Annotated in this window: 17 protein-coding genes; 13 read left to right on the forward strand and 4 right to left on the reverse strand. The window is 49.4% G+C overall.

Features of this window, described 5'->3' with window-relative positions:
* The first annotated feature begins 21 nt into the window (after positions 1-21).
* The 6 genes from ACO0K3_RS05610 (at position 22) to ACO0K3_RS05635 (ending at position 7608) form a co-directional block, all read left to right on the forward strand.
* Positions 22-2223 carry a TonB-dependent receptor plug domain-containing protein gene (locus ACO0K3_RS05610; protein WP_422982698.1) on the forward strand — a complete coding sequence of 734 codons (2202 nt, stop codon included), beginning with the start codon at positions 22-24 and terminating at the stop codon, positions 2221-2223.
* Between the two features lie 617 nt (positions 2224-2840).
* Positions 2841-3155, forward strand: a complete 315-nt coding sequence (locus ACO0K3_RS05615) for a collagen-like triple helix repeat-containing protein (protein ID WP_422982700.1) — start codon at positions 2841-2843, stop codon at positions 3153-3155.
* 175 nt (positions 3156-3330) lie between these two features.
* The gene (locus ACO0K3_RS05620) at positions 3331-3522 is read left to right on the forward strand and encodes a Thivi_2564 family membrane protein (protein ID WP_422982702.1); all 192 of its coding nucleotides are present in this window, start codon (positions 3331-3333) and stop codon (positions 3520-3522) included.
* Positions 3523-3640: 118 nt separating this feature from the next.
* Positions 3641-5260 (forward strand): FMN-binding glutamate synthase family protein, encoded by a 1620-nt coding sequence (locus ACO0K3_RS05625; protein WP_422982704.1) that lies wholly within the window; start codon positions 3641-3643, stop codon positions 5258-5260.
* Positions 5261-5638: 378 nt separating this feature from the next.
* A complete protein-coding gene (locus tag ACO0K3_RS05630; protein WP_422982706.1) occupies positions 5639-6589 on the forward strand; it encodes a MurR/RpiR family transcriptional regulator in 951 nt (316 codons plus the stop codon).
* Between the two features lie 209 nt (positions 6590-6798).
* Positions 6799-7608 carry a prohibitin family protein gene (locus tag ACO0K3_RS05635; RefSeq protein ID WP_422982708.1) on the forward strand — a complete coding sequence of 270 codons (810 nt, stop codon included), beginning with the start codon at positions 6799-6801 and terminating at the stop codon, positions 7606-7608.
* Positions 7609-7749: 141 nt separating this feature from the next.
* Here ACO0K3_RS05635 and ACO0K3_RS05640 read toward each other — a convergent pair whose 3' ends face one another.
* Entirely contained in the window at positions 7750-8268 is a 519-nt protein-coding gene (locus ACO0K3_RS05640) for a carboxymuconolactone decarboxylase family protein (RefSeq protein ID WP_422982710.1), read from the reverse strand.
* Positions 8269-8356: 88 nt separating this feature from the next.
* Positions 8357-8905 (reverse strand): peroxiredoxin, encoded by a 549-nt coding sequence (locus ACO0K3_RS05645; RefSeq protein WP_422961032.1) that lies wholly within the window; start codon positions 8903-8905, stop codon positions 8357-8359.
* A gap of 468 nt (positions 8906-9373) precedes the next feature.
* Between ACO0K3_RS05645 and asd the strand changes: the two genes are divergently transcribed.
* Positions 9374-10234, forward strand: a complete 861-nt coding sequence (gene asd, locus ACO0K3_RS05650) for an archaetidylserine decarboxylase (RefSeq protein ID WP_422982712.1) — start codon at positions 9374-9376, stop codon at positions 10232-10234.
* A 104-nt stretch (positions 10235-10338) separates the two neighbouring features.
* On the opposite strand, the gene ACO0K3_RS05655 is transcribed toward asd, so the two are convergent.
* Entirely contained in the window at positions 10339-11001 is a 663-nt protein-coding gene (locus ACO0K3_RS05655) for a hypothetical protein (protein WP_422982714.1), read from the reverse strand.
* Between the two features lie 324 nt (positions 11002-11325).
* Between ACO0K3_RS05655 and hemP the strand changes: the two genes are divergently transcribed.
* The 5 genes from hemP (at position 11326) to bfr (ending at position 13684) form a co-directional block, all read left to right on the forward strand.
* Positions 11326-11565, forward strand: coding sequence for a hemin uptake protein HemP (hemP, locus tag ACO0K3_RS05660; protein WP_422982716.1), 240 nt, complete (start codon positions 11326-11328; stop codon positions 11563-11565).
* A gap of 110 nt (positions 11566-11675) precedes the next feature.
* On the forward strand, positions 11676-11993 hold the full coding sequence (locus ACO0K3_RS05665) for a hypothetical protein (RefSeq protein ID WP_422982718.1): 318 nt from the start codon (positions 11676-11678) through the stop codon (positions 11991-11993).
* An 86-nt stretch (positions 11994-12079) separates the two neighbouring features.
* The gene (locus tag ACO0K3_RS05670) at positions 12080-12346 is read left to right on the forward strand and encodes a (2Fe-2S)-binding protein (protein ID WP_422982720.1); all 267 of its coding nucleotides are present in this window, start codon (positions 12080-12082) and stop codon (positions 12344-12346) included.
* Positions 12343-13050 (forward strand): TonB family protein, encoded by a 708-nt coding sequence (locus ACO0K3_RS05675; protein WP_422982722.1) that lies wholly within the window; start codon positions 12343-12345, stop codon positions 13048-13050. The genes ACO0K3_RS05670 and ACO0K3_RS05675 overlap by 4 nt, the downstream gene beginning before the upstream one ends.
* Positions 13051-13207: 157 nt before the next feature.
* Positions 13208-13684, forward strand: coding sequence for a bacterioferritin (gene bfr, locus ACO0K3_RS05680; RefSeq protein WP_422955581.1), 477 nt, complete (start codon positions 13208-13210; stop codon positions 13682-13684).
* 270 nt (positions 13685-13954) lie between these two features.
* Here the strand turns inward: bfr and ACO0K3_RS05685 are convergent, their stop codons facing one another.
* Positions 13955-14563 carry a glutathione S-transferase N-terminal domain-containing protein gene (locus tag ACO0K3_RS05685; RefSeq protein WP_422982724.1) on the reverse strand — a complete coding sequence of 203 codons (609 nt, stop codon included), beginning with the start codon at positions 14561-14563 and terminating at the stop codon, positions 13955-13957.
* Positions 14564-14946: 383 nt separating this feature from the next.
* Here ACO0K3_RS05685 and purB point away from each other — a divergent pair, with 383 nt between their 5' ends.
* Positions 14947-16374 (forward strand): adenylosuccinate lyase, encoded by a 1428-nt coding sequence (gene purB / locus ACO0K3_RS05690; RefSeq protein ID WP_422982726.1) that lies wholly within the window; start codon positions 14947-14949, stop codon positions 16372-16374.
* Positions 16375-16466 lie beyond the last annotated feature (92 nt).

Consider the following 16466-nt stretch of genomic DNA (forward strand, 5'->3'; position numbering starts at 1 on the left):
CCATCCTGTCTGCCATCCTGTTTGTCATCTTCTACTTCATCCCTGCTTACCTTTTCCCGTTTAGCGCTGTGTGCGCTGACATCGTCCAGCGTATTGAGCGCAACTGCAGCGGACGAGAACGGCGCTGCCAATACCAATAAAGAACCTTTACATAGCGTCGAGGTGCGCGGTGCGCATAGCGTACTGGACGAACGCAAGCAGGCAACCGCCAGCAAGGCCATCGTCAATCAGGAAGACATCGCGCGCTATGGCGACAGTAATCTCAGTGATGTGCTCAAACGGGTGCCTGGTTTAGGTTTCAGCAGCACAGGTGCTTTACAGATGCGGGGGCTGGGAAATGGCTATACCCAAATTTTGCTGAACGGCGAAGCGACGCCGCAAGGCTTTTTAGTCGATAGTATCGCGCCCGATTTGATTGAGCGTATTGAAGTCTTGCGCAGTGCGACGGCAGAATTCAGCACGCAGGCAATTGCCGGGACGATTAATATTATCCTGAAAAGCAACGTCAAAAAACCACAGCACGATCTCAAAATCGGCGTCACCAGCAGCAATGGCAAGATTTCACCAACTATGTCACTGCAATTAGCTGATCGACGAGGGGCGCTGGCTTATACCGTTGCCGGAACATTACAACATCAGCAGCGGATAACACCGTCCACTCAGGACGAAACAGGTAGCGGTCAGATCGCATCGATGAATCTGCAACGACACGCCAATCTGGAAGAACGTTTTACCAAGGATGAATTGAGTGTTGCGCCACGTCTGGTCTGGACGTTTTCAGAAGACGACACCCTAACCTCCCAAAGTTTTCTCAGCAGCAGCCGCATCAATAATGTCAAAGAGCGGCATGAGATCAGCACAACCGGTACGCTGTCTGAATTCCCGAACAATACCGGCAGTTGGGATGCGTATACCAATGCCTTGCGCAGCAACCTGAACTGGCGACGTAAATTATCCGACAGCGCCAGGATAGAAACGAGTGTGGGACTCAACATCAGTCACCGGCATACCTATTTTGATTTTAAAGGGATGTCCGCACAACAGGCTTTGTTAGAGCGACACGAAGTCGTTTCCGGCATTGATGACCAGACCGCGACATTCAGCGGCAAATACACCGCACCATATATTGATCATCATGCCTTGGTGTTAGGCTGGGATGGCAGCCTGATACGTCGCGACGAAAATCGTATTGAGCATATGAGCGATGCGCAGGGGCAAGGTACTGCGGATAGCAATGAAGCCTATCAGTCGAATGTCAGGCGCCTTGCCTTATTTGTACAAGATGAATGGGAAATCAGCCGCCAGTTAAGTGCTGCCCTGGGCTTACGCTGGGAGGGGTTGCAGACCACAACCACTGGCAATGTCCTGAGTCAGGTACATAATCAATCCAGCGTCTTCAGCCCTTTGCTGCAAAGTGTGTGGAAACTCAGTGATGACGCCGCCAACGCCAGACAAACGCAGCAATTCCGGCTGGCGCTGACGCGCACTTATAAAGCACCGACGACCACAAGTCTGATCCCGCGTCGCTACACCGTCGATAACAATAACAGCGCGATCAATCCTGATAACCAGGGCAATCCGCAGTTGCGCCCGGAACTCGCATGGGGTCTGGACGCCGCGTTTGAACAGTATTTCGGACAAGGCGGTTTGTTCAGCGTGAGTATGTTTGCACGTAAAATTGACGACGTGATTCTAGATAAAGTAACGCAACAAAACACCGTCTGGACCAGTACCCCGACCAATAGTGGCAAGGCACAAGTGCACGGCATCGAGCTGGAAATCAAGTTGCCACTACAAAGCCTCATGAGCAAGGCACCTGCCATTGATCTGCGTGCCAATCTGAATCGCAACTGGTCCAGCGTCGATCAAATCCCAGGCCCCGACAATCGCCTCGACCAGCAAACACCGCTCAGCGCCAACCTCGCACTCGATTACAAATGGGATCATCAACTCACGCTCGGCGGCAATCTCAGCTATCAGCGCGGCGGCAATGTCCGCAACTCATCCACCCTGAGCGGCATGACAGGCAATAACCGGACACTGGATTTATATGCGGCATGGAGTCTGGCAAAACAAACGCAACTGCGATTGTCGCTGACGAATCTGTTCCCCCAAAATAAACTGGAAATTGCCCGCTATCAGGATATACAGATGGCTCGTCAATCAACGACAACGACATCGGGATTGAGCAGCGTCAAGTTAATGCTGGAGCAGGCGTTTTAGCTTGCCCCCGGATAAGGGGAGCAAGTGGCAAGTGCGGTCAAACACTTGTGCAAAAAAATGACCTCAAGGATACGATATAGCAAGAGCCGAGCAGCTTCTTTGGGGGGAGCGTAATAAATATACTCCCCTTATTTTTTATAAAATCAACCTTAATCCGCAACGTTTATGGAGGCATAAAAAATATACTCCTTACGAGTATATTAAATATGTGAATATATCTAGATATATATGCAGATACATTTAGATATCAGCGCTATTTTCAGGCGACAACAAATCCATCCCAAGTCTGCTCTCCAAAAAATATATCTATTCCTCGTTTAAGCAATCTCGCCCGATGCGGTCTGAGCTCAATCCAGAGTCAGTTAATCATGAAATGGTAAGTGGCAATCTGTGCGCTAGCAAACAGATCATCACAAATGAAGCAGGCATGATGCGGTGTGTTTGTATGACCGGATCGGCTAAGCAATACATCTAATACCCCTAATGCATCGCCACCACACGATCCGGTGATCTGCTGACACTCACTTTAGTCAACCACTCCGCTGCTGTCCGGGCTTTTTTCCATGCCAATGCGGGAATGTTTGCTTCTCAACTATTTTTACATTGAGGTACTTATCATGAAATATCCGATTTTATTATTGGCCCTGCTTGGCACTGTGACTTTATCCGCTTGTGAACGTCAGGCTCCGCCGGTTGTGGTTCAGGTTCCGGTCGCAGTACCCGGCCCTGCTGGTGCAACGGGTGCAACAGGTTCCACTGGCGCGGCAGGTCAGACCGGAGCGCCAGCGTCTGTCGGTGCGACGGGAGCTACCGGCGCCAGCGGCGCTCAAGGCATGCCTGGCTACGATGGCAATAAAGGCGATGCGGGTGCTAAAGGTGAGCCAGGAACGCCCGGCAAACCCGGCGACACCGTTATCGTCGTGCCTAAATAAATCCGCTCAGATTGTCAGAGGCAAGAAATCCTCTCCGGAGGATTTCTAAAAAATTTTTGCGCGTCATCACATGGCATGCAAAGACAAAAATAGTACGGAACAACACGAATAACACAACAACATAAGCGACAACAGCCACATTGTCGCGCTATTACAAAATCACAAAGGAAATCCTATGACAATGCTCATCAATCTTATTATTTATCTGGTGGTATTTGGACTAATCTGGTGGCTGGTTGGCTTACTTCCCCTACCCTCACCGGTGGCACAAGTCGTACGCGTACTATTCATCATCTTATTGATTGTGATTATTCTGTCCGCGTTCGGTATTGTGCCCGGCATCCATTTGCCGAGCTTATCAGGCTGATTCCGCCAAAGCTCATGTCAACCATCAGAGACAGTCCCAGTATTTGATACTAGCTTGATCCGCGCGCACCGTTGTACACTCGGGGGATACCATCACCCGCTTATCAACGGAGAACACCATGCATGTTGCGCGCTACCTGACTTTGATCATTGCCAGCTTTGTGTTTTTGTTGTCGATGTTCATTGCCTATCTATTTCACGCAGGCTGGTGGCTGGTAGCACTTTCTGGTGGCATCACGGCAATCGGCGTTGCCGACCTGCTGCAAACCAAACGCTCCATCTTACGCAACTACCCCATCATTGCGCATTTTCGTTTTTTCTTTGAATCAATCCGTCCTGAAATACGTCAGTATTTTTTAGAGGAGGATACCGCTGCCAATCCTTTCTCCCGTAATCAGCGCTCGATTGTGTATCAGCGTGCCAAGCAAGAATTAGATAAGCGCCCTTTCGGTACGCAACTTGATGTCTACCAATCGGGCTATGAATGGATCAATCATTCGATCACCCCCAGCAAAATAGATAGCCACGATTTCCGTATCACGATCGGCGCGGATCGCCCGCAGCCCTATTCTGCCAGCGTGTTTAATATCTCGGCAATGAGCTTTGGCGCCTTGTCAGCGAATGCCATTCGCGCACTGAACCAAGGGGCCCAAAAAGGCCGCTTCATGCATGACACGGGCGAAGGAAGCATCAGCCGCTATCACAAGCCCGAGAGCGGCGATGAGCCCGGTGGCGATCTGGTCTGGGAAATCGGTTCCGGTTATTTTGGCTGTCGCAATTTAGACGGTAGTTTTTCTGAAGAACGCTTCGTCGCCAGCGCCTCTTTGGCTCAGGTCAAAATGATAGAACTGAAATTGTCACAAGGCGCCAAACCAGGCCACGGCGGCTTGCTGCCAGGTGCCAAAGTGACGATAGAAATCGCTGAAGCTCGCGGCGTCCCGGCAGGTACCGATTGCGTATCACCGGCATCGCACTCAGCATTTTCTACTCCGGTAGAAATGCTGCAATTTATCGATAAACTACGCACACTGTCCGGCGGCAAACCGACTGGCTTTAAATTTGCTGTCGGTCATCCATGGGAATTTTTCGGGATTGTCAAAGCTATGCTGGCAACCGGTATCACACCTGACTTTATCGTGGTTGACGGCGGAGAAGGCGGCACCGGTGCGGCACCGGTGGAGTTCACCGATCACGTCGGCGTGCCTTTGCAAGAAGCCTTGCTGCTCGTACATAACACGCTGGTCGGCACAAACCTGCGCGACAAAGTAAAAATCGGCGCTTCCGGCAAAATCATTACCGCGTTCGATATCGCCCGTACGATCGCGCTAGGCGCCGACTGGTGCAATTCGGCCCGCGGGTTCATGTTTGCGCTCGGCTGCATTCAGTCACAAAGCTGCCATACCGGCAAATGCCCGACTGGTGTGGCAACCCAGGATCCGCTGCGTCAACGAGCCCTGTTCATTCCCGACAAGGCAGAACGTGTTGCGCATTTCCATCAAAATACCCTGAAAGCGCTGGCCGAACTGATCGCCGCAACAGGCTTACATCATCCGGCAGAACTCAAACCCTATCATCTGGTACGCCGCGTTTCGGGTAATCAAGTCAAACTGGTATCTAGCCTGCTGCCGTATCTGGACGCTGGCGAGCTACTGGATCCCAGCCAGCTTAGTCGCATGCCGGAGGTGTTCGCCACCTACTGGCCGCTGGCTCAGGCGGAATCTTTCCATCCCATCAAATAAATATACTCCCCCTATTTTCATACAAAACCTACCCGACTCCGCACGTCTTTATTAGTGATAGAAAATATACTAGGGTAGGTATATGGACGAGAGTAATCTTTTGCGACATCGCCTAAGATTGCATTTCTTCATCTTTTTACTAACAAAATTGAGTAACGAGATGATATTTCAAAATAAAACTCGATAGAAACCCGATATTCTTGGCAGTCACCCAATTTCATTCAAATTTGATGAGATAAAATAGCAAATACGATGCTGCATAAAATTTCAGCATTTTTTTGATGCGTTTTATTTCTTTACAATTTAAAACGATGAAATTATATTTACATTTTACTTGCCGATTAATCCTTACTCCTCTCCTTTAGATTGCCACCGATCATGAATCGATTCGATAACCAAGCACTAGGTGGTACGGTTAATACCCGCATCGGCAAGGTGTATATGCACCTGTCCAAGGCGCACAGAAAAACTGCCGACTACGTGTTATCGAATGTCTTTCGCTCAGCAACCATGTCGATTGATGAACTGGCAAATGCCGTCGGGATCTCGGTTGCAACAGCAAACCGCTTTGCCCGCGCACTGGGCTTTGAAGGCTATCCGCAATTCCGCGCAGAACTGGTCTGTGGTTTTGAAGCGATGCTGGCGCCGATTGATAAATTACGCAGCGAAGTACAACGTCCCGCAACCAGTACCGAAATCATTGCCGGCTCGCTGAATGAAGATTTGAATAATCTGGAGGCGACGCGTCGCTCCCTGGTGCCCGATGTCTGCAATCAGGCCGTTAAAATGATTTTGAATGCCGAGCGCATCTATATCGTTGGTTATGGCGCAAGTGCTTTTCTCGGTGGACTGATGGCGCACGGGCTGGATCCGTTTTGCCAGACCATACAATCCACGATAGGCTCGGGCGGACCATCGCATGTGGCACGTCAGTTATTTAAATACACCGAACGTGATCTGGTGATTGGCATTACCTTCCCGCGCTATGCCGAAGATGTGATCACGCTGTTGCAGCAGGTCCGGGAAAAAGGTGTACCAATTCTGGCACTGACCGATGCCCCCAGCTCGCCGCTGGCATCGATTGCAAATCTGACCTTGTACGCGCAAACCCGTCGTCAGCTGTCACCGAATTCCGAAGGTGCGGCTCTCTGTCTGATCGAAGCTATTTGCAGCGCCGTCGCGCATCAAGCCAAATCACCAGTGCACGCTGCGTCAGAGATGACAAAATTCATGCTGCCATGGATGTATCAGGAGCCAAATTCAGGTTCACGCAAATCAACGCCCGTCGAAGATACGACAAAAAAATCACCGTCTGATCATCCTGTCTGATCATCCTGTCTGATCATCCCACATGATTCGCGCTGACGCATCGATGTTGCGATGTGTTGGATGTCGTCCGTGCCGAGCAATACCGGCATAAATCTGCATCAGCGTGATGGTGAATTCCATCACCGATTACCGCAGGATTTCACTGGCACAAACACCAGCCAGCTACTACACTTGCCTTGTTTTCATTCAAACAACAAGGTAAACCCATCATGCTTGCACAAAAGCTGCCCAAAATTATTGCGCTGGTCATTGCTCTCATCCTGCTGTTTTCGCTCTCACCTTTCGCCACGATCCCGGCAGGTTATCGCGGGGTATTGACGACCTTCGGCAAACCGTCGGACGAAGTGTATAGCGAGGGTATTCACTTCGTCTGGCCGATAGCACAAAGCATGCACCGTGTCTCTGTCGCGATCCAGAAAGGCGAAGGCGACGGCGATGCCGCTTCCAAAGATTTGCAAACGGTACACACCAAGATTGCGATCAATTATCACATCCGTCCGGACGCTGTCGTATCAGTGTATCGCGACCTCGGTAATGAGGCAGGTGAGCGCATCATTATCCCTAGCGTGCAAGAAGCGGTGAAAGCCGTTACCGCACGCTTCACTGCCGAAGAGCTGATCTCACGCCGCTCACAAGTCCGTGATGAAATCATCCTCGCATTACGCGAACGGATGGCCCGCCACGGTCTGGTCGTCGATGAATTCTCCATCGTCAATTTCAACTTTAGCAAAACCTTTAACGAAGCGATCGAGGCGAAGACAACAGCAGATCAATTGAAGATGAAAGCGGAACGCGACCTGCAAAGAATCGAAGTCGAAGCGAAACAAAAAATCTCCCGCGCCCGCGCTGAAGCAGAAGCCTTAGCTCTGCAACGTCAGCAGGTGACGCCAGAATTACTACGTTTGCGCGAGACTGAGAATCAGGCAAAAGCGATAGAGAAGTGGGATGGTCGCTTACCGACAACCACCGGTGGCGCGATTCCTTTCCTGAACATTGGCAGCCGTGGTGGTGATAAGTAAAAGACATGCAAGAAGTCATTCACCCAGCGTCTGACATGTTGAATGTGAAGGTTGAAGGTTGAATCTCGGGCGTAGCAAGCAAAACGGCAGCCTCACTGGCTGCCGTTTTTACATACTTTTGCAGAAAGAAACAAAGAACAATTATTCTGCAGCGATCACCTGTGCTGCCGCATTGACCACCGCAGCGATACGGCCAACATCACGCAACTGCACGGTCGACATTCCTTCTTTTTTCAACAATTCAAAATGCGATTTCACACAGAAATGGCATTTACCAACGATCGATGCGGCAAGCGCATACATTTCAAAACGCCGCTTATCAACACCACCGTTTGTCGCGTACGCATTCATGCGTAATTGCGCCGCCTGGGTTTTGAGATCGGCATCGTCTGCCATTTCAACGAACGGATACCAGACATTATTCATCCCCATCAAAGCGGATGCCGTTAAGGCCGCATGAATTTCTTCGGTCGAGATCGCGCCGCTACCTTTGATTGCATCGATGATGACCTTACTTTTTGCAGCGAATGCCGCAGCCAGCGCAACACCGACGGCATCATTGCCTTCGAGACTAGAGCGAGCAATCGTGCCATCGATATTCAGACGGATATCTTTCGCATAATCAGGAATAAGGTCTTTAATTGAATTTAAGAATTCCATAGTATTTACCTATCATTTCGTGATTTTAAAACCCGCCGAGGCGGGTTTTCGTCATTGATCTGGACATAACACAATGTCCGCGTCAAATTTACAGTGTAGAACCACCAACGGTGCGATTGCATGGGCACAGTTCATCTGTTTGCAAACCATCCAGAATACGCAAGATTTCTGTCGGGTTACGGCCGACGTTCAGATTGTTCACCGAAACGTGTTGAATGACATTGTCTGGATCAACGATGAAAGTCGCACGCAAAGCCACGCCTGCGTTCACATCACGTACACCCAACATATCAACCAAAGAGCCTGTAGCATCACCGAACGCGTGGTGATTCAGCTTGTCCAGATCTTTGTGTTCACGGCGCCATGCCAATTTGCAGAATTCATTGTCGGTAGAGCCGCCCATCAAAATAGCGTCGCGATCGGCGAAATCTTTTGTCAATTTAGCGAATTCAACGATTTCGGTCGGGCAAACGAAAGTGAAATCTTTTGGATAGAAGTAAATGATTTTCCATTTACCCGGGAAAGAGGCTTCAGTGATTGTTTCGAAAGCGGATACGCCGTTTTCCTCATGATGATTAAAACCTGGCTTGGCTGCTGGTACGCTGAACGCGTCGAGTTTTTGACCTACAGTTTTCATAACTTTCTCCTGAATGGTGGTGTAAAGAGTGGCTAAAACAATCCTGTTTAGTCACATTGAGTCGAAGCATATCACTATGAATTTTAAATATCCAATAGATTTTAGCTAAAAACCAATTAGCCAAAACATATGTACATAGGTTACATGGTGATGCACTCCCGATCAGCGGCTATCGATGCCCATCAAGGCCTTGGCAACATCATGCAGCAGATCTAATACAAACGTGTGACATTCAGCGTACGACACTCAGCAAGACATTCATCGTAAAGCATTGATTGCGCGCATCAGCCGCTGTAGCGCTTACACGTAAATAGCGATGGCGTTGCTCCTTCAATTATCTTATGCCGCTTAGGTTTTCCACAAAGTGATAGAGGCCTAATAGAAAATCCGGGTTAACCCCGGATTACGCTCACATTCCGCTCAGTCACCGCTATAATCCTTGCACTTCTTTAATTGGATTGATTTATCGTGTCTGATCGCCTCGCTGTATTACCCCAATACTTAATGCCGAAAAAGGCACTGACTGAATTTGGCAGCCTGATTGCTGATGCTAAAGCAGGTCATCTGACGACCAAACTCATACGCTGGTTCGTCGGTAAATATCAGGTCGATATGAACGAGGCCGCTAATCCGGACATCGCCAGCTATGCCAGCTTCAATGAATTCTTTACGCGCGCACTGCGCCCGGATGCCCGTCCATTAGCGAGCGCCGATATGGTCTGTCCCGTTGATGGCGCGATCAGCCAGTTTGGCCCGGTTGCGCAAGGTCAGATCTTTCAGGCGAAGGGACATGATTATTCTGTTACTGCCTTAGTCGGCGGCGATAAGGAACTGGCAGCCTACTTTCATAAAGGCAGTTTTGCGACCATTTATCTGAGTCCGCGTGATTACCACCGTATTCACATGCCATGTGATGGTCGCCTGACCAGAATGATCTATGTTCCCGGTGATCTGTTCTCCGTCAATCCGACTACCGCTCGTGGTGTTCCAGGCTTATTTGCGCGTAATGAGCGCGTCGTTTGTGTGTTTGAGTCAGCGAACGGCCCGTTTGTACTGACACTGGTGGGTGCGACGATCGTCGGCAGTATGGCGACCGTCTGGCATGGCATTGTCAATCCGCCGCGCACTAGGCAAATCCGGGAATGGCACTACAAGGACCAGGCTATCGTTCTTAAAAAAGGCGAAGAAATGGGGCGCTTCTTATTAGGCTCGACCGTCGTTCTGCTATTCCCAGAAAACACGGTGGATTTCAACCCTGCGTGGCAAGCTGCCGGTCCTGTCCGCATGGGCGAGATGATGGGTAATACACCGAAACCAATGAATCCTTAAACAATCGCGGACAAACATTGCATCCGATAATGCCGTCATTGCTTGTCCGCGATCTCGATACTACCGGTAGTAGAAATTACTCTTCGGCATAGGTAGCGCTGCTGTTATATAGCGGTCGCTTTACCAGCACTGACTGCCTCTTGCAAAATACTGCGTATGACCGGTTCTGCACTGAGTGCGCTGGCTTCTTGTTGCTTACCCAACGCATCCATCTTCTTGCCACGCTCGTCCATCTGCCTGCCCATTTCGTCCATTTTTTTACCTAGCGCATCCATTTTTTTGGCGGTCTCGCTTTGGAATACAGTGGCTGCCATCTTAATCCCTAGCGCTCCCATGCTGACGCCATCGGCTCCCATTTCCAGCCCAAGTTGGTTCATCTGACGACTGGTCTGATCCAGCTCTTTGAGCGCCTCATTCGCCTTGCCGATCAAAGTGCCATCCTGAATCAAATAACTTTTGCCATTTTGCTTAAACCATAAAAAATCCGCACTGCGCCCCGATCTCAGCTTATCCACACTGCGGATCTCAGCCGACGCGCAGTAAAAAATAGAATCAGCACCGGCAGCCGTGCGTACTAGAGCGTAGGTCAGATCGCTTTTCCGGTTTTCGATCTGCACATTCTTTGATAGCAGCTCTTTACTGATACTGATGTTAATTGAGGCCGTTGACGAGGCATCACCTGAACCCGCCCAGCTTGCCATTGGCGCACTTAACAAGCCTAAACAGCACAGACTGATTGCCGTAACAAACATTAATGGATGACGCATAAGATTCTCCGCAAATGAATTAATGGCGCCTGAATTATCTCCATCAGGCCATGTAGAAATCATACTGCGTGCTCAAAACTCCTTATATCGCTTTCCGACCAACTGCCAAAACAAGCGCCTGGAACGACAGATCAGGAGATAAGCAGCGCGGCCACGCCCTAGATTTATTCCTAAGATCAGTTGCGCTATATCGGGCATTCCTATTTCGCCCTGGCTGATACACAGACGCCTACCCATAATTTGATCAAAAAAAGCTTGCAAAGCAAAAGATTTTGCACAATAATCTAAATAAGAATTGTTCTCATTAATATTTAAGAGGTAGATATGGCTGAATTGATGTCGGAATTTTCCAGTCAGGAAAAGACTGCAAGCACGTCCACAGACAGCGCTACCCCACTGACATCGATCAGCATGACTGACAAAATGGCCATCGACGGGAAACAGATACCGCGCCTGAAAAGTCGGGAACTGATGCGTGAAATGCGTGAGGTTGAGATTGATCATGAGGGAAAAATTTATCGCCTACGCGTTACGCAACTGAATAAATTAATCCTCACTGCGTAGCCGGTAATCCCGGCAAACCAGGGAATCATCAGAATTGTGTTTGATTGAATACTGTAGCCAGCAAAGCGGAATTCATGCGAAGCGAGCCAGACACCCACCAGGAGAGTTTGATGCTTAGCACGAATCCGGAGTTTTTTGAAACGCCCGCCAAAGCGAATCAACCAGAATTATTAGTTTCAGCGGTCCTGCATCTGATGTCGCATTACACCGTCAGCACAGGACAAAATAAAGATGACGGTGCTTGTTTAAAACTCGCTTCCGTGATTGAACGGCACTTGAAAATTTTAGCCGAACTGCCTGAGTTAGGGCCTGTACTCAAAGCAACATGCCTGCAATTATCCGAGCAGTGGGCAATCTTGGTCGAGCACAGCCTATCGCGGCAAGGGCGAGTCAGTCTGTTTGAGCGCCTGGTCTCAGGTAGTCGTTAGTACGTGACCAAGCGGATTGAGCGGATGAAGTGAATTAGCGAAATCAGCCTGAACAGGGCCTTATTAAATTGATTTAGAGGAATAGCATGATTGTCTGTGTTTGCAATAATGTCTCAGAAAAAAAACTGCGTCATGCGGTCGCATCGGGTTTAAACACGATGGCAGACTTGCGCACTCACCTCGACGTCGGCACCTGCTGCGGCAAATGTGCTAGCTGTGCACGCAGCATTCTGCGCGAATGCCAGAACGCTAGCCAAAGCGCTCATCACGCAGTCATGGCATCGGTAACGCCAATGACTTTTCAACGCCAGCCCGCTACGCCTCATTTTCAAAATAATGCGCTGGCAGCATGAGTATGAATATCGTTCTGAGTCCTGCCATGTTAAGTCCCGCTAAATTAAGTCTTGATTACCCGGCGTTCTCTGCTCGCCGGACCACACGCTTATTACCGATCCTGGGTATCGTGCTCGCGCATATCGCACTGATCTATGCATTGGCCAATGGATTGCTGGTTAAAGCTGTACAAATTATTCCTAAAGAAATCATGGTCAGTATGGTACAGATCTCTGAACCGCCTCCGGTCGTCAAGCCAAGTGTTAGCCTGCCCAAACTGAACAATGCACCAACGGTATTTGTCCCGACACCCGAAATTGCCGTACCTGTCGTCAATACGGCGAATATCCAGGTCAGCAGTACACCGCCAGTGACGCAGCCAATCGCCGCCTTAGCGGAGAACACGCCGCCAGTACAGGCTCCGGTCCATCAGGTCGCGACGCCAAAGCTGGTCACGGGGGTCGAGTACATTCAGCCTCCACAAGCAGACTATCCGCCGCTGTCACGCCGTATGGGTGAAGAAGGAAAAGTTACCTTACGCGTACTCGTCAATGAAAAAGGCCGTGCAGAAAAAGTAGAAATCCAAAAGTCGTCTGGCTCGAATCGCCTCGATGAAGCAGCCCGAATCGCCATTCTGCGCGCCCTGTTTAAGCCGCATATTGAAGACGGTCGCCCCTTAATGATGCTGGCGACAGCAACGATCAGTTTTTCGTTGAATAGCTGACAGACGCATCAGACCTATCACTCATTAATCACTTACATCGCGCCTGAGTAACCGGTAAAACGGTACTTAGGCAATTTTGTTTGGTTTTCATTTCCCATATCCTCCCACCGCATCTATACTAGAACATTAGTCTTCCCACAACATATCCGAGGTTCCCATGAAAGGTGACGCAAAAGTAATCAAGTTACTCAATGCGCAGCTCACAAATGAGTTAAGTGCGATCAATCAATACTTTCTGCATGCACGTATGTACAAGCATTGGGGCTTTGAGAAAATAGCTAAAAAGGAATATCAGGAATCCATCGGCGAAATGAAGCATGCCGACAAACTGATCGACCGCATCCTGATGCTGGGCGGTCTGCCTAATCTGCAGGCTCTGCACAAGCTGATGATCGGCGAAGATACGCCGGAAATGCTGCATTGCGATTTAAAACTGGAAAGTGCTGCGCAAAAAACCGTAAAAGAAGGCATTGCGACCTGCGAGGCTGCCGGTGACTACGTATCACGCGATTTGTTTCAATTGATACTCGACGATACCGAAGAACATATCGACTGGCTGGAAACGCAGCTCGACTTAATCGAAAAAATCGGTCTGCAAAACTATTTGCAAGCGCAAATGCTGGATAACGAGTAGCGGAGGGAAATCATTTGAACTCATTCAAATGACTAGAATCCGTTCGAACTTGTTTTAATTAATCAATTTGAATTTAATTTAATTTAATTTAATTAATTAATTAATTGACGGATTTAATCCATAAGAGCGAGTTCAAAATAAAAGGGATGCAAGCCAATAAGCTTGCATCCCTTTTTTACCATCTGTCTTAACTCAGTGCTTACGCAGCAAAGCAATCAGCAGAATAACCAAACAAAGTGATTACTGAGATCACCTTATTGCCGGCATTGTTTATTGAGGAACCGTGTCTTTGAACGACGGACGCTCAGACAATTTATCGAGCAATTTCGCTAAATTTGGATAGTCGCCACGCCACTCAATTTCAGGGAAGCGGAAAGATAACCAATCCAGGGTACAGGCGACGCTGACGTCCGCCAGTGTCAAATGCGTGCCAGAGCAAAAAGCCGTATCGCCCAAACCGCTGGACATAGCTTTCAAGCCTTCAGTGACCTTGCTCATCTGGCGCGCTATCCAGGCAGCACTTTGCTGTGCTTCGGGACGTTGATTTCGCTCCAGACGGATCAAAATAGCCGCATCGGCCACGCCATCTGCCAGAGCTTCCCAGCATTTGACTTCTGCGCGCTCGCGGCCATTTACTGGGATCAGTTTGCCAACCGGGGTTAAAGTATCCAGGTACTCGACAATCACGCGAGAATCGAACATGGCACCGCCATCTTCCATTAACAGGCATGGGACTTTACCCAGAGGGTTGGACTGCTGGATTGTGGTGTCTGGCACCCAGACATCTTCTAACACTAAGCTGTAGTCAAGCTTCTTTTCCGCCATAACGACGCGGACTTTTCTTACATAAGGACTTGCGAGGGAACCGATCAGTTTCATAGGCACTTTGTGGATTTATTCGTCCGAATTATAGCATCGCCACCTGTAAAACCCGTTTCCGGTCTTGCTCCAGAACAGGTGTAAGCGAGGCTGGCTAATGGTAAAATCGTATATTCCACGCAAAAAACAGAATAAATCTGCCAGAAATACCTCGTTTTACCATTCGAATCGCTGTTTCAGATTATATCGGGAACTTGCACATTTTGTTGTATTTTGCGCAATTTAACTATTTATCATAATTGCCGCAAAATTGTCAGGCGCTGGTGCGGCAACGACGCTAATGCGCTGGGTATAGCGAGAGACTGCTTCATCGCTTTAGCAGTTTTTGCGCTGATCCTCTGTTTTTTGCTACTCTTTTTTCCACTTATCACTGCCCGTACATCATGACACTCTCTACTCTCTCAGCACTGTCCCCGCTCGATGGCCGCTACGCCAGCAAAGTTAATGCATTGCGCTCTACTTTGTCCGAAGCCGGTTTTATGCATCACCGCGTTAAAGTTGAGGTGTCTTGGTTGCAAGCGTTATCTCAGGCAGGCTTTGCCGAGATCACCCCTTTTTCATCCGCCGCAAATGCCTTGCTAGATAAAATCGTCAGCGACTTTTCTGAAGACGACGCAGCGCGGATCAAATCGATCGAAGCCGTCACCAACCATGACGTCAAAGCAGTCGAATACTGGCTGAAAGAATCCGTCGGCTTGCCTCTGCCAGACAGTTACGGACATTTACCGGCGCGCCAGTTAGCCATTGACGCGGCGATCACAGAAGAGTTGAAATCAGCTGCAGAGTTTATTCATTTTGCCTGCACTTCCGAAGACATCAACAATACCTCGCACGGCATGATGCTGAAAAATGCACGTGACGGCGTCATGCTGCCAGCGCTGCAAAACCTCATCGCTCGCCTGACCGAACTCGCTCATAACAATGCAGACGTTCCCATGCTGTCACGTACACACGGCCAGGCAGCCAGTCCGACCACCTTGGGTAAAGAGATGGCGAACGTCGTCGCCCGTCTGCAACGTGCCGCACAGCGTATCGCTCAGGTAGAAATCCTCGGCAAGATGAATGGTGCCGTCGGCAACTACAATGCGCACTTGTCCGCCTACCCACAGCATGACTGGGAAAGCTTCTCCAAAGCCGTGATCGAACAGCGTCTGGGCCTGACCTACAACCCCTATACGATCCAGATTGAACCGCATGACTATATGGCAGAAATGTTCGACGCCTTTGCCCGCGCCAATACCATCTTGCTCGATCTCAACCGCGATATCTGGGGTTATATTTCAGTCGGTTATTTCAAACAAAAAACCAAGGCAGGTGAAATCGGTTCCTCGACCATGCCGCATAAAGTTAACCCGATCGACTTCGAAAACTCCGAAGGCAATCTTGGTCTGGCTAACGCCCTGCTCAAACATTTATCTGAAAAATTGCCGGTCTCCCGCTGGCAGCGCGATCTGACGGACTCTACCGTTTTGCGCAATATCGGTGTTGCGCTCGGTTACACCTTGCTCGCTTATGATAGCTGCCTGCGCGGTCTGAACAAGCTGGAAACTAATCCTGAACGTCTGGCGGCAGATCTCGATGCGACATGGGAAGTGCTGGCAGAACCGGTACAAACCGTGATGCGTCGCTATGGCGTAGAAAATCCGTATGAACAGTTAAAAGAACTGACACGCGGCAAAGGCATCTCAAAAGACGCTCTGCGTGAATTCGTCTCTGGCCTGGCAATTCCACAAGATGCCAAAGATTTGTTGCTGGCGATGACGCCTGCTAATTACATCGGCATCGCGGCGAAGTTAGCCAAGGCAATTTAAAGATTGCGCGACTGGCCTGGCTCAATAAAATAAGTCAGGCAAGCCGTATTTTTACCGCAGAAAGTCGCAGGGGAAAAGCTGAAATTCCCCTG

This window comes from Undibacterium sp. Rencai35W (assembly GCF_049340185.1).
Lineage (GTDB): Bacteria > Pseudomonadota > Gammaproteobacteria > Burkholderiales > Burkholderiaceae_D > Undibacterium.

Bases quoted from the DNA above. Each gene is read 5' to 3' on its own strand.
- ACO0K3_RS05685 (WP_422982724.1), bottom strand. From the start codon at position 14,563: ATGAAACTGATCGGTTCCCTCGCAAGTCCTTATGTAAGAAAAGTCCGC.
- ACO0K3_RS05620 (WP_422982702.1), top strand. From the start codon at position 3,331: ATGACAATGCTCATCAATCTTATTATTTATCTGGTGGTATTTGGACTA.
- bfr (WP_422955581.1), top strand. From the start codon at position 13,208: ATGAAAGGTGACGCAAAAGTAATCAAGTTACTCAATGCGCAGCTCACA.
- ACO0K3_RS05625 (WP_422982704.1), top strand. From the start codon at position 3,641: ATGCATGTTGCGCGCTACCTGACTTTGATCATTGCCAGCTTTGTGTTT.
- hemP (WP_422982716.1), top strand. From the start codon at position 11,326: ATGGCTGAATTGATGTCGGAATTTTCCAGTCAGGAAAAGACTGCAAGC.
- ACO0K3_RS05645 (WP_422961032.1), bottom strand. From the start codon at position 8,905: ATGAAAACTGTAGGTCAAAAACTCGACGCGTTCAGCGTACCAGCAGCC.
- ACO0K3_RS05655 (WP_422982714.1), bottom strand. From the start codon at position 11,001: ATGCGTCATCCATTAATGTTTGTTACGGCAATCAGTCTGTGCTGTTTA.
- ACO0K3_RS05665 (WP_422982718.1), top strand. From the start codon at position 11,676: ATGCTTAGCACGAATCCGGAGTTTTTTGAAACGCCCGCCAAAGCGAAT.
- ACO0K3_RS05640 (WP_422982710.1), bottom strand. From the start codon at position 8,268: ATGGAATTCTTAAATTCAATTAAAGACCTTATTCCTGATTATGCGAAA.
- ACO0K3_RS05670 (WP_422982720.1), top strand. From the start codon at position 12,080: ATGATTGTCTGTGTTTGCAATAATGTCTCAGAAAAAAAACTGCGTCAT.
- ACO0K3_RS05675 (WP_422982722.1), top strand. From the start codon at position 12,343: ATGAGTATGAATATCGTTCTGAGTCCTGCCATGTTAAGTCCCGCTAAA.
- ACO0K3_RS05635 (WP_422982708.1), top strand. From the start codon at position 6,799: ATGCTTGCACAAAAGCTGCCCAAAATTATTGCGCTGGTCATTGCTCTC.
- ACO0K3_RS05630 (WP_422982706.1), top strand. From the start codon at position 5,639: ATGAATCGATTCGATAACCAAGCACTAGGTGGTACGGTTAATACCCGC.
- ACO0K3_RS05615 (WP_422982700.1), top strand. From the start codon at position 2,841: ATGAAATATCCGATTTTATTATTGGCCCTGCTTGGCACTGTGACTTTA.
- purB (WP_422982726.1), top strand. From the start codon at position 14,947: ATGACACTCTCTACTCTCTCAGCACTGTCCCCGCTCGATGGCCGCTAC.